Here is a 23,191-nt window from a genome sequence, read left to right on the forward strand (position 1 = left end):
CCAAGCTAGGCAGTCGGCGCGTCCGGCTCAAGTCCTCAACCCGGCAAATTCGCCTTGGTTGCCGCCAAGCCCGGCTTGTGCGGCGCCAGCACCGCATCGCCGAGCAAGACCAGCTTCGGCGCCGCGGTGTAGAGCAACGCCGCCTCGATCCGCCGCCCGGGAAAGATCATGGCGAGCGCCGCGCGATAGGCCGCCATCTGCCGGAGATACGCCGGGGCGACATCGTCGGCCGAGGCCGGCACTTGCCGCCCGGTCTTGTAATCGATCACCGTCACCGCCGCGTCGGTGACCAGCAGCCGGTCGACGATCCCCGCGACGACGAGGCCGTCGACCACCGCCGACAGCGGCACCTCGGCGAGGCTGCCGGGGCCGAAGAGCGCGGCATGCGCCGGGTCCTCCAGCACCGCCAGCACCTCGCTCACCATCGCACCCCGCGCGCGCTCGTCCAGCGCCGGGGCCTGCGCCGCCAGCCAGTGCAGCGCCGCCGCGCGCCGCCGTTCGGGCGCGACCGGCGGCAGCCGTTCGAACAGCGCGTGGAGCAACAGCCCGCGCTCGACCGCGGCGGCGCGGAGCGCGCCCTGCGGCGCGACCGCGACATCGTCCTCGCCGAGCGACGAGGGCGCCAGCGGGCGCGGCGGGCGCGCTTCCTCGGGCGCGGGCGCCATCGCCCAGGCGGGCAGCACGAGCGGCGGCGGCACCGCGCGCGCTGCCTTTTCCTTCCTCGCCCATTTGCCCGCATTGGCGCGGTGGACGCGGCGGCGGCTCCACGCCGGCCCCGCTTCCTCCCAGTCGAGCCCCATGTCCGCCAGCACCGCATCGGCGGCGGCGTGCCAGCTGCCCTCGGGCACGCTGCGGTCGGCCTTCTTCGTCACCCCCGCGACGACGAGAATTTCCTCGGCGCGCGTCATCGCGACGTAGAAGAGCCGCCAATGCTCCTCCGACGCCGCCTTCGCGGCCTTCTCATACGCGTCCGCGAGCGCCCCGTGGCGCTCGTCGGCGGGCACGGCGAAGACCGGCAATTTCTCCCATCCCGCGACGTCGACGCTGAACGGGCGGTGCCCGATCGCGGCGTCGTCGGTCGCGTCGGCGAGGATGACGATCGGCGCCTGCAGCCCCTTCGACCCGTGAACCGTCATCACGCGCACGACGTCGCTGCGCGCCTCGGTCTGGCGCTTGATGTCGGCGGCGCTGCCCTCGACCTGCGTCAGGAAGCCGAGCAGCGACACCGTCTCGCGCGCCTCGAACGCCAGCGCCTGGCTGAGCAGTTCGTCGATCGGATCGCGCGCCTCGCGCCCCAGCCGCGCATGGAGCCTGCGCCGCCCGTCGATCGGCCCCGACAGCAAGGTTTCGAGGAAGCGGAAGGGCGTCGTATAATCGGCCATGCCGAGCAGGTCGCGCAGCGCCGCCATCGTCGCGGCGGGCATCGCCTCCTCGTGTCCACGCAGATGCGCCCAGATCGACGTCCGGCCGCGCGCCTTCGTCCGCGCGTACAGCTCATCCTGCGACCAGCCGAGCAGCGGCGAGACGAGCAGCGACGCGAGGTTGAGGTCGTCGAGCGGCTGCACCGCGAAGCGCATCGCCGCCATCAGATCCTGAACGCCAAGCGGCTGGGTCAGCGCGAAGCGGTCGACGCCCGCGACGGGGACGTGCAGCGCCTGCAGCCGCGCGACGATCCGCGCCGCAAGGTCGCGGCGCCGCCGCACCAGAATCATCACATCGCCCGGCGCGACGGGCCGGCCGTCCTTGCCATGGTCGATCCAGTGCCGCACCTCGCCCGCGATCGCGCGCGCCAGCCGCATGCTCGCGGGGTCCGATGCCGGCGCGCTCGCGTCGCCGGCGCCCTCCTCCTCGCCCGCATCCTCGGCCGCGGCGTCGAGCGCCTTGCCGACCGGCAGCGGTTCCCACAGCTCGACCTGCCCCGCATGGCCCCCACGGAACGGCCGGTGCAGCGGCTCGCTGCCGTCCAGCCCCATCGCCGCGGTTCCGCCCGCCGCCAGCCAGGCGTCGACGACCGCCAGCACGGCGGGAGTCGAGCGATAGTTGGAGACGAGGTCGACCTGCCGGAAATCCTGCCCCGCGCGTGTCCCCAGCGCATGGAACAGGTCGCGCGCGGTCGCGAAGGCCTTGGGCTCGGTCCCCTGAAAGCCGAAGATCGCCTGCTTGCGGTCGCCGACGGTGAACAGCGTCCGCGCGCGTTCGGCATCGGCGCCGTGCACCGCGAAAAATTCCTCGGCGAGCGACAGCACAATCCCCCACTGGCGCATATTGGTGTCCTGCGCCTCGTCGACCAATATATGGTCGGTGCGCTGGTCGAGCTTGAAGCGCACCCATTCACCGAAGCTGCTGACGCGCAGCAGCGAGCCCGCGAGCGTGATCAGATCGTCGAAATCGGCGAGCCCCTTCTCGCGCTTCGCCAGCGCATAGCCCTCAGCGAAGCGGCTGCCGAGCTTCCACGCCGCCGCCAGCTCGTCGGCGACGCGCATCGCCGCCGCGGTGCCGCGGAGCGCGCCCGCCGCCTCGACGATCCGCACCGCGCTTTGGGCGCAATCGGTCATCCGGCCCTTGTCGCCCGCGAAATCGGCGCGCAGCTCGCCCTTGCCGGTGAGGAAAGAGCCGAGCAGTTCGTCGAGCATGCCTACACGCGCCGCCGCATCGGCCATCAGCCAGCCAATCATCCTGTCCGAACAGGCCTCGCCGGTCTTGGTCCCCCAGTTCGCGCCGCTCGTCGCCACCGCGCGGATATCGGCGTCGGCGATCGCCCCGCCCGCGAGTTCGCCAGCCAGCCAGGCGTCGGGATCGCCGCCCGGCAGGTCGAACGCCGCGCGCAGGTCATGCGCCGCGGGGGGCAGCGACGCGCGCGGCCCGCCGAACGTGCTCGCGCAACCCGACAGGAAGGACAGCGCCGCCTCGGGGCCCAGCCGCCGCGACAGGTTCGCCGCAGCGGCGCGCAGTTCCTCTTTCTCACCCCTCCTCTTCAGAGGAGGGGCAGCGAGACTTGGTTCGGCGGAGCCGGGCCTAGTCGCAGCGGGGTGGTGTAAACCGCCGCGCGCGCTGTCGCGCGCCACCACCCCCAACCCCTCCCCTGAAGGGGAGGGGCTTAAAAGCTCGCCGAGCACCTGCCGCTGCAGCGCCGCGGCCTCATCCTCCTCGATCGGGCGGAAGCCGGGGAGCAATTTGGCTTCGAGCGGAAAGCTCGCGAGCAGGGTCTGGCAGAAGCTGTGGATCGTCTGAACGCGGATCGCGCCGCCCGGGCTGTCGATCACCGTCGCGAACAGCGCGCGTGCGTGCGCCATCAGCCCCGGCTGCTGCCAGTCGAGGCCGAGCGCGTGCAGGTCGAGCCGCAAGTCGCCGTCGCTCATCCGCACCCAGGCGGCGAGCCGCTCGTGGATGCGGTGCGCCATTTCGGCCGCGCCCGCCTTGGTGAAGGTGATGCACAGGATCGATTCGGGCGCCTCGCCCCCCAGCATCAGCCGCAGCACGCGCGCCGACAGCACCTGCGTCTTGCCCGTCCCCGCCGACGCGCCGAGCCACACATGATGCGCGGGATCGGCGGCGGCACCCTGCCGCGCGTCGAGCGTCGCGAGGGTCGCGGGGCCGCTCATGCCCCCTCCTCGCCGCGCCCGAACCATTCGTCGCGGCGCATCAGCTGGTCATAATCGCCATAGCCCGCAGCTTCGCCGGGCACGAAGGGCGCGTCGCCGAACAGATAGGCGGCCGCCAGCTCGCTCAAGGCGTCGGCGGCATGATCGATCGCCGCCTCGGCGCTCTTGAGCTCGCTGCGCGGGCCATAGCTGTTCGAAATCTTGCCCGCGCCGTCGGCACGGCGGTCGGGCCGCAGGCTCCAATATTCGAGCGCGCCCACGGCCGCGGGATCGATGCCCGCCAAACCGCCCTCGCGCGCGAGCAGCCCGAGCAGCCCGAGCTGGTTGTCCAGCTTCTCGAACGCCGCCTTGGCGCTCGGCGCGCCGCCGGTCTTGTAATCGACGATCGCGAGATTTCCGTCGGGCAGCCGGTCGACACGGTCGGCCTTGCCGTGCAGCGTCAGCCCGTCGGCGGTGCGCTCGCCGCGCACTTCGACCCCCAGCGCTTCGCGCCCCTCGGCGCCCATCAGCTGCGCCGCCGCCCAGCGCAGCGCGGGCTCGATCCGCGGCAGCCAGAAGGCGCGCGCGATCGCATCGAGCGCGGGATCGTTGGCCAGCGCTTCGAGCTCGGCCTCGAACGCCGCGGCACTCGCGCCGGCGCGCACCCATTGTTCGAACAATATATGCACCCGCGTCCCGCGCCAGCGTGGATCGGGTGCGGCGCTCAGCGGCGCGAGCGCCGACAGGCCGAGCATCTGGCTCGCATAATAGGCGAAAGGATCGCGCGCGAGCCGGTCGACGCCGGTGACGCTGATGCGGCGCGGCCGCTCCTCCGCTGGGGGCCGCGGCGCGGGTCGGCGCTCGGGCTGCGGATCGCCCGGCGGCACGTCGAGCATCGCCGCGAGCCGCGTCACCGGCACGCCGCCCGGCGCCGGTTCGGGCAGCTCGCCCGCGAGCGCGGTCAGCCGCAGCCAGAAGCGCGAGGCGACCGCCGGGTCGCCGCCGCTGCGCAGCGCGCGCGTCACGACGATCTCGCCCGCGCCGAGCGCGCCCGCGAAATCATGCGCCGCCATGCCCTGCTGGCGCTCGGGCGCGGGCAGGCCCAGCTGCTTGCGGATGCCCGGCGCCAGCCAGGGGTCGGGCTGCGCCAGTGCGGGCCAGCGCCCCTCGTCGAGCCCGCCGAGGATCATCAGCCCGGCGCGCTGCAGCCGCGCCTCGATCAGGCCCCAGATGAACAGCCGCGGATGCCCGCCATACGGCGGCCGCACGCTCTCGCCGCCCAGCAATTGCCCCAGCATCGCGGGGAAATCGGCGGGATCGACCAGCGCCGGCCCCGCGCCTTCGGCGAGCGCCCACTGGTCGAACAGCCCCGATAGCGCGCGCCCCGCGGGGCCCGCCCAGACGGCATCGCCCGCGAGCCATTCGAGCGCCGCCTGCAGCGCGCCGAGCAGCGCCGCGGGCGGCGCGGGCGCGGCGAAGGGCGCCAGCGCCGCGCCGAGCGCGTCGGCGACCGCATCCCACCAGGGTGCCAGCTCGGCGGCGGCCGCGCGCTCGCCTTTCCGTTCGCTCGCGCCTCGCTCGGCGATCCGCGCACGCACCCCGTCCCAGCCGGGTTCCAGCCCCGGGTCGCGCAGCAACAGGTCGAGCGCGCGCAGCCGGTCGAGCCACGCGGTACGCGCCTCGCCCTTGCGGACGAGCGGATGGCCGAGCAGCGACACCAGCACGACCGGATCGAATCCCGCGGCAAGCTCGGCAAGCAGCAGTAGCAAGGTTCCTGGCGGCGTGCGCGCCAGCGGCTGACCCGCGCTGTCGTCGACCGATATGTCCCAGCGCGCGAGCGCGGCGGCGACGCGTTCGGCCAGCCCGCGGTCGGGCGTCACCAGCGCCGCGGTCCGCCCCGGCGTCTCGATCGCCTCGCGCATCAACAACGCGATTCCCTGCGCTTCCTGCCCGTCGTCGGCGAAGACCGCGCTCGAAATTCCAGCTGTTGCCGACGACAGGTCGCCCGGCGCCTGCCATCTGGCGCTGAACTTGGCGGGCGCGAAGAGCAGCGAGACGAAGGGCGCGCGCGCTTCGGGACCGTCGAAGGGCGAGGATGCGTCCCAATCGGCGACTTCGCCGCGCGCGGCGCCCATGCGATCGAGCAGCAATTTGAGATGATATTGCGGGTGCGTTTCGAGCGGGCGTCCGGGCGTGTCGGCATCGCGCCGCGCCGGCCCCAGCGCCTCCCATTCGGCGTCGTCCATGATCCGGTCGAGTCCGGGCAGCACGACCATGCCGCGCGCCATGTCGGCGACGGTCCGCAGCAGCCGCGCGATCGCGGGCGCCGCGGTGGTGATCCCCGCCGCGATCACGAAGCGCGCGGGCGGCGCGGCGCGCCAGCCCTCGGTCACCCGGTCGAGCAGCCGGTTGCGGCGCGCGGCGCGGTCGATGTGCCCCGTCGCCGCGAGCGCCGCGGGCCAATGGTCGACGAGCAGCCGCAGCCGGCCCAGCGACGCGCGCCAGTGATCGGCGAAGGCGCCGAGGTCGAGGTCGACCAGCGCCGAGACGGGCACTTCCTCATAATGGAGCTGGTCGATCACGCGCGCGAGGCCATCGGCGAGCTGGAACGCCGCCGCGCCGCGGATCGCATCCTCGCCCGCGGGGGTATGCCGCTCGATCAACTCGGCGAGCAGCAGGCGGCGGCGCAGCGGGTCGATCGCGGGGGGAAGCGCCGCGCTTTCGTCGATCGGATCAAGCGCGAGCGCAACCGATTCGTCGAGATCGGCGTCGCCGATCACCGCGAGCCGCGGCATCAGCAGGCCTTGTCCGCCCGCGCGCACGAAAGCCGCCTGCACCGCGCTGCGCGCCCGGTTGCTCGGCAGCAGGATCAGCCCCTCGGCCAGCCCGAGCGCGCCATCGGCGAAGCGCGCGATCAGCCCGGCGGCGAGCGCGTCGGCGAACGCCCGGTGAACCGGGATGGAGAAGATAGTGGGTTTGGCGTCAGCCATCCGTCAATGCGGCTTCGGTCGGCGCGATGCTCGCCGGGGTACCGACGTCGAACCACTGCCCCATGTGCGACAGCCCGAACAGGCGCCCTGCGGCGATCGCGCGGTCCCAGAAGATATTGGTCGAAAAAGGCCCCGCGGGCGCATCGGTCAGCAGCCGCCGCGACACCAGCTGGACCCCGGTATAAACGAAGGGCGCGATCCGCCCCGGCTTGCGCCGCGACAGCAGGCCGTTCGGATCCATGTGGAAATCGCCGCGCCCGCCGTGCCCGGTCGCGCTCGCCTGGCGGATCACCAGCAGTAGCGCGTCCATCCGCTCGCCGTCCCAGTGGCGCGCGAGCTGCTCGATGCTGTCCTGCGGCCCGTCGGTCCAGATATTGTCGCTGTTGACGATCAGGATCGGGTCGCCGGTCAGCTGCGGCAGCGCCTTCATCATCCCGCCGCCGGTTTCGAGCAGCAGGTCGCGCTCGTCCGAAATCGCGATGCTGAACCCCCGCTTCTGCGCCGCGAGATGTGCCTCGAGGGCGTCGGCGAGATAATGGACGTTGACCACGACATGCCCGACGCCGGCCGCCTCGATGCGGTCGAGGCTATGGTCGATGAGCGGCTTGCCCGCAACGCGCACCAGCGGCTTGGGCCGCGTCGCGGTCAGCGGGCGCATGCGCTTGCCCAGCCCCGCCGCCATCACCATCGCGCTTTCGATCTTCGCGCTCATGCCCGATAGTCTTCCCACGCCGCGGCACGCCTGTCCGCGGGCACATTCTCGTCGAACCACGCCTTCACCGGGGCGAGCGCGGGATGCGCGAGGTCGCGTTCGAGCAGCCCCCACATGCGCGGCTGGAACTGGCGGTAGCCGGGCTTGCCGTCGCGCTTCCACAGCCGCACGAACACCCCCAGAATGCGCGTGTTGCGCTGCGCCGCGAGCGCCCAGTACGCACCTTCGATGTCGGTCCCGGTCGCCCCTTGGTAGCGCGCGAGCATCGCCGCCTCGACCGCCGGGGTCACGTCGCGCCGCGCGTCCTCGAGCACCGAGGCGAGGTCGTAAGCGGGGTGGCCGATCAGCGCATCCTGGAAATCGAGCAGGCCATAATGCTGGGCACCCTCGGCGCCCGCGACGAGCATGATATTCTCGGCATGGAAATCGCGCAGCACGGTAACCCGCGACAGGCCGTCGTTTTCGACGGGGAGCAGCGCCGCCTGCCACGCCGCGCGAAAGGCGTCGCGGTCGACCTCGATCCCGAGCGCCGGGCAATACCAGTCGCTGAACAGCATCACCTCGCCCAGCCATTGCTCCAGCCCGTGCACCGGCAGCCCGTCCATCGGCGGCCGCGCGTGCAGGTGGACCAGCAGATCGGTGAGACCGGCGTAATAAGCCTCTTCGCGGTGGAGCGCGGCGTCGACCGTCTCGCGCAGCCGCACGTCGCCGAAATCCTCGATCAGCAGCATGCCCCGCTCCAGATCGCGCGCGAAAATCGTCGGCGCGTTGAGCCCCTGTTCGCAGAGGAATTCGGCGACCGCGATGAAGGGGCGCGGGTCTTCCTCGGGCGGCGGCGCGTCCATCAGCACCGCGCGGCGGTCGCCGTCGACGATCCGGAAATAGCGGCGGAACGACGCGTCGCCCGCGAGCGGCAATATCTCGGCCCCGCCCCAGCCATGCGCGGCAAGGAAGGCGGGCGCATGCGCGGGCGGAATCATCGGAGCGGCCATCGGCTCCCCCAAGACGTCGGCACCGCAGCTGTCAAGACGCGCGCGTCGCCGCTCCCCGAAATCGCCAGCGCCAGCGCGTCGGGCCAGCCCTGCGAGCCCAGCCGCTCGGGCCATTCGATCAGTATCGCGCCGTCATGGAGATAGTCGTCGAGCCCCAGCTCGATCAGCTCGTCCTCGGCCTCGATCCGGTAGAGGTCGACATGCGCGATGGCGAGGTCGACCTCGGGCGGCGCATAGGGCTGGACGATCGCGAAGGTCGGGCTCGGTGCCTCGCCCGCCAGCCCGCGTGCCTTCAGCATGGCGCGCGCCAGCGTCGTCTTGCCCGCGCCGAGGTCGCCCGACAGCAGCACGACGTCACCGGGCATCAATGCCGCGCCGATCGCGGCGCCGATGCGCTCGGCCTCGGCGAGGGTGTAGGGAATGGTGACATTCATCGGCGGGATTGCCGGCCGGAATCGTGGAAGGGATTTGCGCAGAGGCGCAGAGTGCGCAAAGAAATGGATTTGGTTCGCGCGGAGACGCGGAGGCGCGGAGGAGTGTGTTCGGGCCGACAGGCCCCTTCCCATCGCGAAGTTGTCGCTGAGGCGCGCCGCCGCAGGGAGAATGCCGCTTCGCGGCAATAGCTATCTCTCCGCGTCTCCGCGTCTCCGCGTGAGCAAAAAATCTCTGCGTCCTCTGCGCCTCTGCGCGAATCCTTTCCAAGCGCGCGGTGATACCAAACCTCGTCCACCATTACCCACCCCGCGGCAGGCTCACGCGCACCAGCGTCCCCTGCCCCTTCTCGCTCAGCACCTCCATCGTCCCACCGTGCGCGGCGACGAGCTGGCGCGCGAGCGCGAGGCCGATGCCGCCGCTCTGGGTGCCCGCCTGCCGGCCCTTGGTCACCGCGACCACCGCCTCGGGCATGCCGGGGCCATTGTCCGACACGATGATGTCGATGCCCCCCGCGTCGCCCTCGGCGTGGAGCAGCACGCGGCCGCCCTTCTTGCGGGTCGGAGCCGTATAACGGACCCCATTGTCGAGCAGCCCCGCGACGAGCCGCGACAGCCGCGCGGCATCGCCCTGGATCGCGCCCAGCCCCGCCGCGATATTGCCGACCAGCTCAACCCTCTCGGCCACGGCGAACGGCTTTGCCTCATCCAGCGCGCCATTCAGCAACGCGGCGACGTCAACCGGCGCGTGCTCGACCGTCAGCGTCCCCGCCTCGCCCTGCGCGAGGTCGAGGACATTGTCGATCTGGCGCGACAGCACTGCGACCGAATCCATGATCGCGTCGACATAGGCGCGCTGCTGGTCGCCGAGCTTGCCCGCATAGCCCGCCTGCAGCATCTCGCCGAAGCCGCCGATCGAGGTCAACGGCGTGCGCAGCTCGTAACTCATCCGCGACAGGAAGGCGGTCTTGACCTTGTCGGCGGCTTCAAGAGCCTCATTGCGTTCGCGGAGCGCGCTTTCCATCTTCCGGTTGTCGCTGACGTCGAGCATGATCAGCAGCGCATTGCCGTCGGGCAGCGGGATCGCGGCGAAGTCGAAATGGCGCCCGTCGCGGAACAGGATTTCGCCCGCGCGCTGGGTGCGCTCCATCGTCGCGGCGCGGATCACCTCCTGGACGATGCTCACCTGGTTCGGCTTGGCGAGCCGGTCGGCGAGCCCGCCCATCAATGCATCGACGCGCGGATGTGCCGCCAGCGTCGGCTCGTCGACCCCCCACAGGCGGCGGAAGCGCTGGTTCCACAGGTGCAGCTTGCCGTCGGGCGCGAACACCGCGATCGCCTCGAACAGATTGTCGAAGGTCGCGGTGCGCACGCGCAGCAGCGTGTCGCGCGCACCCGCCAGCTGGACCTGCTCGGTGCGGTCCTCGGCGATCAGCAGCAGCCCGCCGTCGGGGGTCGGCTGGGCGACGACGCGCAGATGCGTGCCGTCGCGCAGCAGCCAGTCCTCCTCGCTCGCCTCGGCGCTGGCGAACCAGTCGACATGCGCCTGCCGCCATTCGGGATAGTCGCGCACCTCGGGGATCCGCCCCGCCTCGCGCCACGCGTCGAGCAGCCGCGCGAGCGGCGGCGCCTCGGCGACCGCGTCATTGTCGAGGTCGAACATGCGGCGGAACGGCTGGTTGGCGAAGACCAGCGCCTGCTCGCCGTCGAACTGCGCGACCGCCGCCGACAGCCGGTCGAGCAGTTCGCGCTGGGTGTCGGCGAAGCGGCGGTGCGCGCCGCGCTCGCTCTCCAGCTCCTGCACGTCGATCGCATAACCCGCGATGCCGATCGGCTGGCCGCCCGCGGGCGCCAGCGGCACGTCGACGACGCGCATGATCCGCCGCTCGCCGGCGATGGTGACCGGCACGGTGCGCATCTGCGCCGCCCCCGCGACGCGCGCCGCCTGCGCGGCTTCGGCGGCGCTGACCCCGGCGACGGGTTCGAGCAGTTCGATCCCCTGTTCGATCACCGCCGCGGCGTTCGGCGCCTCGACCGCACGGACATAGGCGAGGTTGACGAGCGCAAGGTCGAGCCGCGGATCGCGGAACCACATCGGGAAGGGCGCGACCTCGATCAGCCCCGACAAAGCGTCGAACGCCGCCATCGCCTCGTCGCGCTCCCGCTTCAGTGCGATCTGCGAGGCGAGGCTGTCGGTCGCGTCGTCGAGCCACAGCAGCACGCTGCCCGCCCCGCCGATGGCGGTCGGCGCCGGACCGCCGCGCACCAATATGTTGCGCGACCCGCCCTGCGGGCGCAGGCTCATCGTGAAGGGCTTGGCGCCGCGCTGCGCGCCGAGGATCGCCTGGCGCAGCGCCTCATGCTCGCTCGCCTCGATCCCGGCGTTCAGCCCGCGCAGCTCGTCGAAATTGCGCGGGCCTTTATCGAGCCCGAGCCAGCGGCCGAGCCGCTCGCTCGCCTCGATGCGCCAGTCGCTGCGCACCACCACGGGCAGATAGGGCGAGGCCTCGACCAGGCTCGCGAGCCGCTCGGTCTGCGCCGCGGCAAAGGCCGCGCGCCGCTGCATCGCGAGCCCGCGCCCCGCGGCCCAGATGCCGAGCATCAGCCACAGCGCCGCAAAGCCGCCGAGCGCAAACGTCAGCGTCGGGGACAGCGTGCCGCTCATCCTCCGTCACGCTCCCGCATTTCCGCCGCCGACGCCCGTGCCATGACAGCCAGCCGTAAAGACGATGGGTGCATGTTTCAATCGCATGTCATCGCCGGTTGCCGCGTACGGCCTTCTGCCTGGCGCGCGGCTGTGGAAAAGGATTCGCGCAGAGACGCAGAGATCGCCGAGAAGATCATGATTTTGTCGTCGCCGCGTGGCGAAAGAATAAAAAGAGGGCGGCAAAGCCGCCCCCTTCTTTTCTCTGCGATCTCTGCGCCTCTGCGCGAATATTTTCCGCGCCAAGGCCAGACGGATCAATAACGATAATGGTCGGGCTTGAACGGGCCTTCGACCGGCACGCCGATATAGTCGGCCTGCTTCTGGCTCAGCTTCGACAGATGCACGCCCAGTTTCTCGAGGTGCAGCGCCGCGACCTTTTCGTCGAGATGCTTGGGCAGGACATAGACGTCGTTGCCGTACTGCTCGCTGCGCGTCCACAGCTCGATCTGCGCGAGCGTCTGGTTGGTGAAGCTCGCCGACATCACGAAGCTCGGGTGGCCCGTGGCGTTGCCGAGGTTGACCAGGCGACCCTTCGACAGGATGATGATCTGCTTGCCGTCGGGGAATTCGACCAGGTCGACCTGCGGCTTGACCTCGGTCCACTTGTAGTTGGCGAGCGCCGCGATCTGGATCTCGCTGTCGAAATGGCCGATGTTGCAGACGATCGCCATATTCTTCATCGCCGCCATATGCTCGGCGGTGATCACGTCGGCGTTGCCCGTCGCGGTGACGAAGATGTCCGAGCGCCGGACGGCCTCGTCCATCGACACGACCTCGAAGCCTTCCATCGCCGCCTGCAGCGCGCAGATCGGGTCGATTTCGGTGACCAGCACGCGCGCGCCGCCGTTGCGGAGCGACTGCGCCGAGCCCTTGCCGACGTCGCCGAAGCCGGCGACGGTCGCGACCTTGCCCGCGAGCATCACGTCGGTGCCGCGGCGGATCGCGTCGACGAGCGATTCCTTGCAGCCATAGAGATTGTCGAACTTCGACTTGGTGACGCTGTCGTTGACGTTGATCGCGGGGAAGGGCAGCTCGCCCTTCTTGGCGATGTGGTACAGGCGGTGGACGCCGGTCGTCGTTTCTTCCGACACGCCCTTGATCGCCTTGACCGTCTTGGTGAGGTAACCGGGGTTCGCCGCGACAAACGCCTTCAGCGCGCGCTGCATCTCGATCTCTTCTTCATTCTCGGGCGCCGGCATCGTTTCGCCGGCCTCGAGCTTCGCGCCCCACAGCGCGAACATCGTGGCGTCGCCGCCGTCGTCGAGGATCAAATTGCAGGTCGTGCCGTCCTCGACACCCCAGTCAAAGATGCGGCCGACATAGTCCCAATAGTCGGCGAGGCTTTCGCCCTTCACCGCGAACACCGGCACGCCCGTCGCGGCGATCGCGGCGGCAGCATGGTCCTGCGTCGAGAAGATGTTGCACGTCGCCCACCGGACTTCGGCGCCCAATGCGGTCAGCGTCTCGATCAGCACCGCGGTCTGGATCGTCATGTGCAGCGAACCGACGATTTTCGCGCCCTTCAGCGGCTGTGCCGCGCCGAACTCGCTGCGCAGCGCCATCAGGCCCGGCATTTCGGTTTCGGCGATGTTGATTTCCTTGCGCCCGAAATCGGCGAGGCTGATGTCGGCAACGACATAATCACGGGTGTCGGCGGCGAGAGTGGCCACGGGGATTCTCCATATTGGCAAATGACGACCGCAGGCGAGCGGCCACGAAATTATCGTGCGCGCCCTAGCCGAAACGCCGCCGCCGATCAAATATAAACTTTTCTTTATATCGCATGCGAAGAGCATTTGGGCGGCTCGCGACCGTAACGATCCTCCCCATCGACTTGCGATGGGGAGGGATATTCATCCCGCGAATCCCGCACCGCGGACACGGCTCAACCGCCGCAAAATCGCGAGGCCGTGAAAATAAATTTTCGGCAGGCGCAATTGTGACACTTCGCGCGTCCCGAATGTGACGGCGAGTCGCCGCGGCCAAGATTCTGAAAATCCTGACTTATAATGCGCCTTGGCGTTTAGCTTAATTTCCCTTTGTGACATCAGTGTTACATATGGCTCGAAATATTGACTTTTTGTCGCGGCAGGCAGAAAATCCTCCCAAGTTTTCGGGGAGATACCAAAGATGAAAAAAATCCTGCTGCCGCTCGTCGCCCTTGCCTTCGCGACCCCTGCCGGCGCGCAATCGATCATCGTCGTGACGGGGCCGCAGGCCGATTCGGAAACGCTGCCGGTCGCCTATGCCGAGCTCAAGGCCGGCGACAATCGCGCCGCGGTCGCCAAGCTGACCGGCGAGACCAAGCTCGATGCCCGCGACCCGTCGCGGCTGATCAACCTCGGCACCGCTTATGCGCGTCTGGGTCGCCACGACGATGCCGCCGCCGCCTATACCGCCGCGCTCGGCAGCCCGATCCGCTACGATCTCGAACTCGCCAGCGGCCGCTACGTCGATTCGCGCTGGGCCGCGCGCACCGCGCTCGCCAATCTGACCGAGGGCCGCCCGCTGCTCGCACTGGCGCGCTGATATCCTGAAAAGCCCCTCCCCTTTCGGGGGAGGGTTTTTCTTGTGCTAAGCCTCGCCGCCCTCGGTCGTCAGCAGCCTTGCATCGATCCCGGCCTCGGCAAACGCCGCCTGCCATCTTTGCTCGGGCGGCGTATCGAACAGCAGCGCATCGCTGCCCGGGGTCACATGCCAGCCGTGGCGCACCATCTCGTCCTCGAGCTGCCCGCCGGCCCAGCCGGCATAGCCCAGCGCGACCAGCCAGCGCGACGGTCCGCGCCCCGCACCGATCGCGCGCAAAATGTCGTGCGAACTCGACACCGTCCAGCGCCCCGCGACCTCGACCGCTCCCTCGCCGCCCCAGTCGCTGCTGTGCAGCACGAAGCCGCGCGACTGTTCGACCGGCCCGCCGAGAAACACCGGCATGTCGAGCGGATCGCCGTCGTGCGCGATCTCCAGCTGATCGAGCACCGCGCCGACGGTCATGCCCTCGATCGGGTCCGATATGCCGATCCCCATCGCGCCGTCCTCGTCGTGGCTGATCATCGCGATCACCGAATGCTCGAAGCGCGGATCGCCGATTCCGGGCAAAGCCAGCAGCAGCTGGCCGGTGAACCAGGGAGGCGCGCTATCCATCGCCCCGTCTTGCCCCGCGGGGCGTTCGCGGTCCAGTCCTTTACCCGATTTCTCTACCGCGCCAATTTCCTCCGACAAGCTTGACTCCCGCGCGCCGCAAACCAATGTCTGCGCCGATCCAAATCCCCTCAAACGAAAAAGGATGCCGACGATGACGATCCAGACCGGAGACAAGCTGCCCGAAACCACGCTGGTCAAGGTGACCGAAAACGGCCCCGAACAGGTCAGCACCGCCGATTATTTCAAGGGCCGCAAGGTCGCGCTCTTCTCGGTCCCCGGCGCCTTCACCCCGACCTGCTCGGCCAAGCATCTGCCGGGCTTCGTCGACAAGGCCGAAGAGCTCAAGGCCAAGGGCATCGACGAAATCGTCTGCACCGCGGTCAATGACGCCTTCGTCATGGGCGCCTGGGGCAAGAATGGCGACGCCGGCGGCACGGTGACGATGCTCGCCGACGGCAATGGCGATTTTGCCGAAGCGGTGGGCCTGACCATGGACGGCAAGGCCTTCGGCATGGGCAAGCGCGGCCAGCGCTTCTCGATGATCGTCAACGACGGTGTCGTCGAACAGCTCAACGTCGAGGCGCCGGGCGAATTCAAGGTGTCGAGCGCCGACCATATGCTCGAGCAGCTGTGAGAAACCCGATCCTCCCTGCGGCGAAGCCGTGGGGAGGGGGACCACCGAAGGTGGTGGAGGGGTCGCGACGTCGCGTTGATATGCAACGTTGAAACCCCTCCGTCAGCGCTTCGCGCTGCCACCTCCCCATCGCTTCGCGTGGGGAGGATCTTCTCCCGCCCCTTCCCTTTTGTCACAATTTCGTGCAACAGCGTCGCGATGACATCCAACTCATCGCACAACCAGAACATCGCCGATCCCGCCGCCCCCGTTGACGCACTGGTCGAAGGGATCATCGCCGAACTGCAGGACCGGTTCCGCACCTCGGTCACCAACCTCAAATCGGCGATCGCCGCCTATGTCCACGACGGCACGCTGCCGCCCGCCGACGCCGCGGCGACGGGGCTGTTCGACTATCCTGCGATCCGCCTCACCACCACCGGCGAGCAGCGCGAGGGGCAGAAGGGGCACAATCTCTCCTTCGGCCGCTTCGAGCGCGCGGGCGTTTTCGAGACGACGGTGACGCGCCCTGACCTGTTCGCCGATTATCTGCGCGACCAGCTCACCCTCCTCGCGCGGCATTACGACATCACCCTCGAGGTCACGCGCACCGGGCAGCAGATCCCCTTCCCCTATGTGCTCGACGCCAGCGACGGGTCGGACATGGGCCGCATCACCCCGCTCGAGCTCGCGCGCCACTTCCCGACCACCGAGCTTGCCGACATCGGCGACGAGCTCGCCGACGGCCTCTTCGGCGCCGACCCCGCAGCGTCGCAGCCGCTCGCTTTGTTCGACGCGCTGCGCACCGACTTCAGCCTCGCGCGCCTCCGCCACTATACCGGCACCGCGCCCGAGCATTTCCAGCGCTATATCCTGTTCACCAACTATCACCGCTATGTCGACGAATTCGTCGCCTGGGCGGGCGCGCAGGTCGGCCACGGCCGCTACACCGCGCTCGCGGGCGCCGCGGGCCTCTATGTCGACCAACCCGGCGTCAACGCCAGCGCGCTCGTCGCCGATAGCGCGTGGCGGCGGCATCAGATGCCCGCCTATCACCTGATCGCGCCCGACGGCGGCGGCATCACCCTCGTCAACATCGGCGTCGGCCCCTCGAACGCCAAAACGATCTGCGACCATCTCGCAGTGCTGCGCCCCGAGGCGTGGCTGATGATCGGCCACTGCGGCGGCCTCCGCCCCAGCCAGCGCATCGGCGATTATGTCCTCGCCCACGCCTATCTGCGCGACGACCATATCCTCGATGCCGTGCTGCCGGTCGCCATCCCGATCCCGCCGATCGCCGAGGTGCAGGTCGCGCTCGCGACCGCCGCCGAAGCGGTGTCCGGCGCGACGGGCGCCGACCTCAAGAAGCGGATGCGTACCGGCACCGTCGTCACCACCGACGACCGCAACTGGGAATTGCGCTACACCGACAGCGCGCTGCGCTTCTCGCAGTCGCGCGCGATCGGCATCGACATGGAGTCTGCGACGATCGCGGCGCAGGGCTACCGCTTCCGTGTCCCCTACGGCACCCTGCTCTGCGTCAGCGACAAGCCGCTCCACGGCGAGCTCAAGCTGCCCGGCCAGGCGAACCGCTTCTATGAGGAAGCGATCGCCGCGCATCTCCAGATCGGCATCCGCGCGTGCGAGACGATGCGCGACGAGGGCGCCAAGCTCCACAGCCGCAAACTCCGCGCGTTCAACGAGCCGCCCTTCCGTTGAGTATGACGGCATGCCTCCTTATTCTTCGTCACCCTGAACTTGTTTCAGGGTCCATGGCCCGGCGTTGCCGCCTGCGCCGCGTCTGAGGCGAGGGCCGGCCATGGATGCTGAAACAAGTTCAGCATGACGAGAAGGGAGTGAATCCGGCCATGCAGAACTTCGCCAATCTCTCCCGTTCCATCGCCGGTCGCGTCGCGATCGTCACAGGCGCCGCGAGCGGCATGGGCCGCGCGACCGCGTTGCTGCTCGCGAGCGAAGGCGCAAAGGTCGCGGTCACCGACTTGGGCCTCGCCGCGTGCGAAGCCGTCGCCGCCGAAGCCGGCGCCAATGCCAGAGCCTTCGCGCTCAACGTCGCCGACGGCGAGGCGATCAAGCGCACCGTCGCGGAGATCGCGGCACATTTCGGCGGCATTGACATCCTGATCAACAACGCCGGCGTATCGAGCTTCGCGCCGCTCGATGCCGAAGACGAATATGAAGCGATCTGGCACCGCGCGCTCGCGGTGATGCTGACCGCGCACCAGCGCATGGTCCGCGCCGCTTTGCCCTGGCTGCGCCAGAGCGACGCCGCGCGCATCGTCAACATCGCCTCGACCGAAGGGCTCGGCGCGACCCCCGGCGACACGCCCTATGTCGCCGCCAAGACCGGCGTCACCGGGCTGACCCGCGGCCTCGCGGTCGACCTCGGCAAGGACGGCATCACGGTCAACTGCATCTGCCCCGGACCGATCCGCACCGGCATGACCGACAAGGTGCCCGAGGAGGATAAGGCGGTCTTTGCCAGGCGCCGCACCGCGCTCCGCCGTTATGGCGAGCCCGAGGAGGTCGCGCATGTCACCCTCAGCCTCGTGCTTCCCGCCGCCAGCTACATCACCGGCGCGGTGATCCCCGTCGACGGCGGGCTGATGGCACGCAACGCCTGAGCGCAACAAAAGCCGCGCAAAACAGGGCGTTTGCACGGTGTCGAAGATATCAACCCTAAGAATCCGCGAGCGCGGCGTCCGTTGCACGGCTCGCCGCGCGATGCGCTCGCGTCACCCCGCTCCTGCACCGCCCCGCTGAACTTTTCGCCCACCGCAAAGGTTGACGCGAGGATCACGGGCAAGGGCCAGTCCGGCCCGTTCATTCGAAGGAGCAATATATGAAGGCCATTTCCCGCAGTCCGAAACTCATGCTGGCGGTCGCCATGCTGGCCAGCACGGCGTCGATCGGCGTCGCCGCACAGGACACTACCGAAGCCGAGCCCATGGCCACCGTCTATGGGCAGCTGCCGACCCCCGACCAGATGACCAAGGGTCCGAAGGTCGAGGGCTTGATCTCGGCGCGCACCGACGGCCGGATGCAGGTCACCACCGCCGACGGCAGCAACCAGACCATCGCCATCGCCGACTATACGAAGATCAAGGGCAGCGGCGGCTTCCTCGGCCTCAGCAGCAACAAGCTCGCCGCCGATGCGCTGCTCAACGGCCTGCCGGTGACGATCGACACCTATCAATGGGACGGCGGCCTCGTCGCCAACCAGATCGCGCTCAAGACCAAGGATCTCAAGACCGCGTCGATGATCCGCACCGGCACCGACCAGCGCTTCGCCGAACAGACCGCGGCGACCGAGGCGCTGCGCGGCCGCGTCGGCGACATCGACCAGTATAACGTCAAGGCCACGACCAACGTCAATTTCGACACGGGCAAGGCGGTGCTGACCGAACAGGCGAAGGCCGACCTCTGCGCCGCCGCAAGCCAGGCCAACAGCACGGACAATGCGCTGTTGCTTGTCGTCGGCTACACCGATTCGACCGGCAGCGAGGAGCTCAACCAGGAGCTCAGCGAAAAGCGCGCCAGCCGCGTCGTCAATTATCTGCAACAGGCGTGCGGCTGGAAGCCCTATCGCATGCTGACCCCGACGGGCATGGCCGAAGCCGATCCGGCGGCGGACAATTCGACCCCCGAAGGCAAGGCGCAGAACCGCCGCGTCGCGGTGAACATCCTCGTCAGCAAGGCCGTCGACGGGATCTGAGACAGGCGGGGTGGGTGAAAGCCCACCCCGTTCCGGTTCAACGCCGCCTTCTCTTTCCGTTCGTGTCGAGCGAAGTCGAGACACCCCGATGTCGAGCGCGACCGATGGGTGCGCCAAGGGGAGAATCTTTACCGCACTATCGACACGGGGGGAGGATCGCCCGTCAAACCCCCTCGCTAACCCGATAACGCGCACCCACCTCGCGCCGCGACAGCCCCGGCCCCATCGCCAGCCGCGCCGCCTGATAAGCCTCCCACTGCCCCGCGTCGGCGAGCGGCGGGATCGTCACTTCCTCGCCGCGGTCGAGTCCGGTGAGCGCCGCATCGACCAGATCGCCGGCATCCATCACCATCTCGGCCGGAAAGGCGTCGATATCCTTGCCCGAGCGTTCCCAGATTTCGGTGCGCGTCGCGCCGGGCAGCACCGCCTGCACCAGCACGCCGCGGTCGCGGACGCTGCCCGCGAGCGACAGGCTGAGGTTGAGCAGGAAGGCCTTCGACCCGCTGTACACGCCCTCGAACGTCTCGGGCGCGAGCGCGAGGACCGAGGCGATGTTGACGATCGCGCCCGTGCCGCGCGCGGCGAACGCCTTGCCCGCCGCTATTCCCAGCCGCGCGGCGGCGGTGATGTTCAGCGCGATGATCGTCTGGATCTCCGCGGCGCTATTCTCCAGCGTGCCGCCGTTCAGCGACATGCCGGCATTGTTCACGAACAAAGTGATTGCGGTATCGTCGATCAGCCGTTGCTCGATCCGCGTCACGTCGTCGCTCTTGGTGAGGTCGGCGGCGATCACGTCGACTTGGGCGCCGTGCGCGAGGCGCAGCTTTGCCGCGAGTTCCTCCATCTGCGCACCATTGCGCGCGACGAGGATCAGGTCATGGCCGCGCCCGGCGAGGCGGTCGGCATAAACGGCGCCAAGGCCGGTCGAGGCGCCCGTGATCAGGGCCGTTCCAGTGGGGATGGTCATCATTTTGCTCCTTCAAAGGCGGCCCCCGAGAAGTCCCGGCGTCAGTCGCTTGCAAAATGATAGTGACTGCTCCATATGGCTTCAATGGCTATGGACGAAAATATTTTGGGGACCTGCCCCGTCGACCGCGGGCTGATGCGCGTCGGCGACCGCTGGAGCGTCCTGATCCTGCGCGACATCGACCGCGGGCTGACGCGCTACGACCAGATCCGCACCAGCCTGGGCATCGCGCCGAACATCCTGGCGCGGCGGCTGGCCGCACTCACCCAGGCGGGGCTGATCGAGAAGCGCCGCTACAGCCAGCGGCCGCCGCGCGACGAATATCTGCTCACCGAAGCCGGGCGCGACTTCCTGCCGATCCTCGCGGCGATCGGCGCCTGGGGCCGCAAGCACAACGGCGCCGGCGCGCTGACGCGCCAGATCGATGTCGAGACCGGCGAGCCGGTCCGGCCGGTCGTCGTCGACGCGAACACGGGGGCGCCCTTGGGCACGCGCGAACTCAGATTGGAATATCCGGCCTGAAAGATCCTTCCCATCGCTGCGCGTGGGGAGGATCGATCTATTTATACATACCCTCGCGCAGGTTGATGCCATGCTCGATCCAGACCTTGAGCGCGCACAGCATCTGCGACCAGCCTTGGCAATTGCCATAAGACGCGCTCAAAGCCCCCTGGTTTTCGCGCCAGCCTTCCTCGGCGATCTCGACGAGCGTGCGGCCGTCGTCGAGGCCCTTGAAGCTCATCGTCACGCGCGTGCGATAGTCCGCATCCTTGGGCTCACTGCCTTCGACATTGTGCGCCTCACCCTCGCTTGCCTGCCATTCGAGCACGATCTTCTCGTCCGCCACGACCTCGATGACATAGACCGGGAAGGCGCCCGGGAAATCGTGGAAATCCCATTCGACCGTCGCTCCGGTCTCGAGCCGGCCCTTGGCGCCGCCCGTGGTGAAATAATTCGACAGCTTCGCGGGGTCGGCGACCGCCTCGAACACCTCGTGCACCGGCTTCGCGATCCGCGCCGCCACCCGGAATTTCAGTTCCATAGCCATTCTCCGCTTGAGTCGCGTCCTTTTATGTTATATTTATATAACATGTCAATTCACGACCAGTTCGACGCGACCTTCAAGGCGCTCGCCTCGCCGATCCGGCGGCAGATTCTCGACGACCTCAAGGACCAGCCGCTCACGACGGGTACGCTGTGCGACCATTTCGCCGACATCGACCGCTGCACGGTGATGCAGCATCTGAAAGTGCTGGAGGATGCCGGCCTGGTGATCGCCGAGCGCCGCGGGCGCGAGCGGTGGAACCATCTCAACGCAATGCCGATCCAGGACATCCACGACCGCTGGATCGGCCCCCACGCCGCCGCCGCGAGCGCGCGGCTCGCGCGTTTCAAGCAGCGCATCGAGGCGCAATGAAAATGGCCGGGGAATCGCGTCCCCGGCCACCGGATATTCGTCGAAGCGCGGCACTTACCACCCCGTCGGCTTGCCCTTGTTCTGCTCGTCGAGCCAGTCCTTCAGCGGCGCGAAATATTCGGCCATCGCCTTGCCCGACATCTCGCGGTTGCCGGTGAAGGCTTCCAAGGCGTCGGGCCAGGGCTTCGACGCGCCCATTTCGAGCATCGCATTGAGCTTCGCGCCGACCTCCTTGTTGCCGTAGAAGGAACAGCGGTGGAGCGGCCCCTGCCACCCCGCCTGCTTGCACGCCGCCTCATAGAATTGGAACTGCAGGATGCGCGCGAGGAAATAGCGCGTGTAGGGCGTGTTGCCCGGGATGTGGAATTTGGCGCCCGGGTCGAAGGCGTTCGCCGGCCGCTGCCCCGGCGGGACGATGCCCTGATATTGGGTGCGCAGCTGGGTCCAGGCCTTGTTGTAATCGGCGGGCTTGATCGTGCCGTCGAACACGCCCCAGCGCCAGCGATCGACGAGCAGGCCGAAGGGCAGGAAGGCGACCTTGTCCATCGCCTGGCGCAGCAGCAGCCCCGTGTCCTTGTCGGCGCTCGGCACCTTCGCTTCGTCGAGCAAACCAATATCCACCAGATATTGCGGGGTGATCGACAGCGCGACGAAATCGCCGATCGCCTCGTGGAAGCCGTCGTTGGCGCCGTTGAGGTACAGGAAGGGCTGTTCCTGATAGGCGCGCTGGTAATAGTTGTGGCCGAGCTCGTGGTGGATGGTGACGAAATCGTCGGCATTCACCTTGATGCACATCTTGATGCGAATATCGTCCTTGTTGTCGATGTCCCACGCCGAGGCGTGGCACACGACTTCGCGGTCGGCGGGCTTGGTGAACATGCTGCGCTTCCAGAAGGTCTCGGGCAGCGCTTCCATGCCAAGCGACGAATAGAAATTCTCGCCCGCCTTGACCATGTCGAGCGGTCCCTTGCCCTTTTCGGTCAAGAGGTCGCCGATGTCGTAGCCGAGGTCGCCCGAGCCCGCGGGCGCGACGAGCGGATAGATATTGCCCCATTCCTGCGCCCACATATTGCCGAGCAGGTCGGCGCGGATCGCGCCGGTCTTGGGCTGCACCGCGTCGCCATATTTCTCGTTGAGCTTCCAGCGGACATAGGTGTGCAAAGCCATATAAAGCGGCTTCACTTCCTGCCACAGCCGCTCGGTGGTCTTGGCGAATTCCTCGGGCGGCATGTCGTAGCCCGAGCGCCACATCGCGCCGGTGTTCGCGAAGCCCAGTTCCTTCGCCCCTTCATTGGCGATGCCGACCAGCTTGGCATAATCGTCCTTCATCGGCGCGCCGACATTGTCGTGCCAGCTCGTCCACATTTCGGCGAATTCGGCGGGAGTGTGCTGGAGATTGCCCATCTCGGCCTCGATGTCCGAGCCCGAGATCTCCTTGCCCTTCAGCGTGCCGCGGCCCTTGCCATATTGCGACTGGAGGTCGGTCGCGATGTTGTTGAGCTCGGTCGCGGCGCCGGGTTTGGTCGGCGCGGGGAGGACGAGGCCGTTGCGCAAGATGTCGAGCTTGCGCTTGGTGTCGGCGCTGAGCCCCGGCACGCCCGCATATTTCGCGGCCTCGAGCGCATATTTGACCGCCTTTTCGGTGCCCACCGCGTTGATGCGCGAGGCCATCGCGTCGGTGTCCTCGGTGAGGTAGGTGCTGTTGACCCAGTTCACCTGGCTCGCCTCGACCGTATAGTCGAACAGGTCCTTTTCGGCGGCGGCGATGAAGGCGTCGGCGTCGGCCGCGGTGGGCTGGGCCGACTTGGACGCCGCGGGCTTGTCCTTCGCCTTTTCGGCCGCCAGCGCGGGGCCGGCGAGCGCGAGCGACAGGGCGAGCGACATCGTCGAAATCATGGCTTTCATGG

The 23,191-nt window shown here is 68.6% G+C and carries 18 protein-coding genes; 7 read left to right on the forward strand and 11 right to left on the reverse strand.

Annotated elements, in window-relative coordinates; translation table 11 throughout:
* Positions 1–35: 35 nt before the first annotated feature.
* From AC1RNQ_RS02140 to ahcY, 7 genes are all read right to left on the reverse strand, one after another.
* Positions 36–3,602, reverse strand: a complete 3,567-nt coding sequence (locus AC1RNQ_RS02140; protein WP_493168556.1) for a UvrD-helicase domain-containing protein — start codon at positions 3,600–3,602, stop codon at positions 36–38.
* Positions 3,599–6,571 (reverse strand): double-strand break repair protein AddB, encoded by a 2,973-nt coding sequence (addB, locus tag AC1RNQ_RS02145; protein ID WP_493168557.1) that lies wholly within the window; start codon positions 6,569–6,571, stop codon positions 3,599–3,601. Before addB ends, AC1RNQ_RS02140 begins: the two co-directional genes overlap by 4 nt.
* Positions 6,564–7,283 (reverse strand): nucleotidyltransferase family protein, encoded by a 720-nt coding sequence (locus AC1RNQ_RS02150; RefSeq protein ID WP_493168558.1) that lies wholly within the window; start codon positions 7,281–7,283, stop codon positions 6,564–6,566. The genes addB and AC1RNQ_RS02150 overlap by 8 nt, the downstream gene beginning before the upstream one ends.
* Positions 7,280–8,275, reverse strand: a complete 996-nt coding sequence (locus AC1RNQ_RS02155) for an aminoglycoside phosphotransferase family protein (protein ID WP_493168560.1) — start codon at positions 8,273–8,275, stop codon at positions 7,280–7,282. The genes AC1RNQ_RS02150 and AC1RNQ_RS02155 overlap by 4 nt, the downstream gene beginning before the upstream one ends.
* Positions 8,260–8,709, reverse strand: coding sequence for a tRNA (adenosine(37)-N6)-threonylcarbamoyltransferase complex ATPase subunit type 1 TsaE (gene tsaE / locus AC1RNQ_RS02160; RefSeq protein WP_493168562.1), 450 nt, complete (start codon positions 8,707–8,709; stop codon positions 8,260–8,262). The genes AC1RNQ_RS02155 and tsaE overlap by 16 nt, the downstream gene beginning before the upstream one ends.
* Before the next feature lie 298 nt (positions 8,710–9,007).
* Entirely contained in the window at positions 9,008–11,371 is a 2,364-nt protein-coding gene (locus AC1RNQ_RS02165; RefSeq protein WP_493168564.1) for a PAS domain-containing sensor histidine kinase, read from the reverse strand.
* Between the two features lie 296 nt (positions 11,372–11,667).
* Positions 11,668–13,083 (reverse strand): adenosylhomocysteinase, encoded by a 1,416-nt coding sequence (gene ahcY, locus AC1RNQ_RS02170; RefSeq protein ID WP_493168565.1) that lies wholly within the window; start codon positions 13,081–13,083, stop codon positions 11,668–11,670.
* A 460-nt stretch (positions 13,084–13,543) separates the two neighbouring features.
* Between ahcY and AC1RNQ_RS02175 the strand changes: the two genes are divergently transcribed.
* Positions 13,544–13,942, forward strand: coding sequence for a hypothetical protein (locus tag AC1RNQ_RS02175; protein ID WP_493168567.1), 399 nt, complete (start codon positions 13,544–13,546; stop codon positions 13,940–13,942).
* A 45-nt stretch (positions 13,943–13,987) separates the two neighbouring features.
* Here AC1RNQ_RS02175 and AC1RNQ_RS02180 read toward each other — a convergent pair whose 3' ends face one another.
* Positions 13,988–14,554 (reverse strand): YqgE/AlgH family protein, encoded by a 567-nt coding sequence (locus AC1RNQ_RS02180; protein ID WP_493168568.1) that lies wholly within the window; start codon positions 14,552–14,554, stop codon positions 13,988–13,990.
* A 151-nt stretch (positions 14,555–14,705) separates the two neighbouring features.
* Between AC1RNQ_RS02180 and AC1RNQ_RS02185 the strand changes: the two genes are divergently transcribed.
* The 4 genes from AC1RNQ_RS02185 (at position 14,706) to AC1RNQ_RS02200 (ending at position 18,900) form a co-directional block, all read left to right on the forward strand.
* Positions 14,706–15,188, forward strand: a complete 483-nt coding sequence (locus AC1RNQ_RS02185) for a peroxiredoxin (protein WP_493168570.1) — start codon at positions 14,706–14,708, stop codon at positions 15,186–15,188.
* 198 nt (positions 15,189–15,386) lie between these two features.
* Positions 15,387–16,886, forward strand: coding sequence for an AMP nucleosidase (locus AC1RNQ_RS02190; RefSeq protein WP_493168572.1), 1,500 nt, complete (start codon positions 15,387–15,389; stop codon positions 16,884–16,886).
* 149 nt (positions 16,887–17,035) lie between these two features.
* Entirely contained in the window at positions 17,036–17,809 is a 774-nt protein-coding gene (locus AC1RNQ_RS02195; protein ID WP_493168574.1) for an SDR family NAD(P)-dependent oxidoreductase, read from the forward strand.
* A 218-nt stretch (positions 17,810–18,027) separates the two neighbouring features.
* Positions 18,028–18,900 carry an OmpA family protein gene (locus AC1RNQ_RS02200; RefSeq protein WP_493168576.1) on the forward strand — a complete coding sequence of 291 codons (873 nt, stop codon included), beginning with the start codon at positions 18,028–18,030 and terminating at the stop codon, positions 18,898–18,900.
* 163 nt (positions 18,901–19,063) lie between these two features.
* On the opposite strand, the gene AC1RNQ_RS02205 is transcribed toward AC1RNQ_RS02200, so the two are convergent.
* Positions 19,064–19,867, reverse strand: coding sequence for an SDR family NAD(P)-dependent oxidoreductase (locus tag AC1RNQ_RS02205; protein WP_493168577.1), 804 nt, complete (start codon positions 19,865–19,867; stop codon positions 19,064–19,066).
* 84 nt (positions 19,868–19,951) lie between these two features.
* On the opposite strand from AC1RNQ_RS02205, the gene AC1RNQ_RS02210 reads away from it, so the two are divergent.
* Positions 19,952–20,389: a winged helix-turn-helix transcriptional regulator gene (locus AC1RNQ_RS02210; protein WP_493168579.1), complete on the forward strand. Its 438-nt coding sequence runs from the start codon at positions 19,952–19,954 to the stop codon at positions 20,387–20,389.
* Between the two features lie 37 nt (positions 20,390–20,426).
* Here AC1RNQ_RS02210 and AC1RNQ_RS02215 read toward each other — a convergent pair whose 3' ends face one another.
* The gene (locus tag AC1RNQ_RS02215; RefSeq protein WP_493168580.1) at positions 20,427–20,909 is read right to left on the reverse strand and encodes an SRPBCC family protein; all 483 of its coding nucleotides are present in this window, start codon (positions 20,907–20,909) and stop codon (positions 20,427–20,429) included.
* A 48-nt stretch (positions 20,910–20,957) separates the two neighbouring features.
* On the opposite strand from AC1RNQ_RS02215, the gene AC1RNQ_RS02220 reads away from it, so the two are divergent.
* Positions 20,958–21,284: an ArsR/SmtB family transcription factor gene (locus AC1RNQ_RS02220; RefSeq protein WP_493168581.1), complete on the forward strand. Its 327-nt coding sequence runs from the start codon at positions 20,958–20,960 to the stop codon at positions 21,282–21,284.
* Between the two features lie 54 nt (positions 21,285–21,338).
* Here the strand turns inward: AC1RNQ_RS02220 and AC1RNQ_RS02225 are convergent, their stop codons facing one another.
* Complete coding sequence (locus AC1RNQ_RS02225) at positions 21,339–23,189, reverse strand: M2 family metallopeptidase (RefSeq protein WP_493168582.1); 1,851 nt, start codon at positions 23,187–23,189, stop codon at positions 21,339–21,341.
* Positions 23,190–23,191: the final 2 nt, after the last annotated feature.

The organism is Sphingopyxis sp. GW821-FHT12F08 (assembly GCF_058806755.1).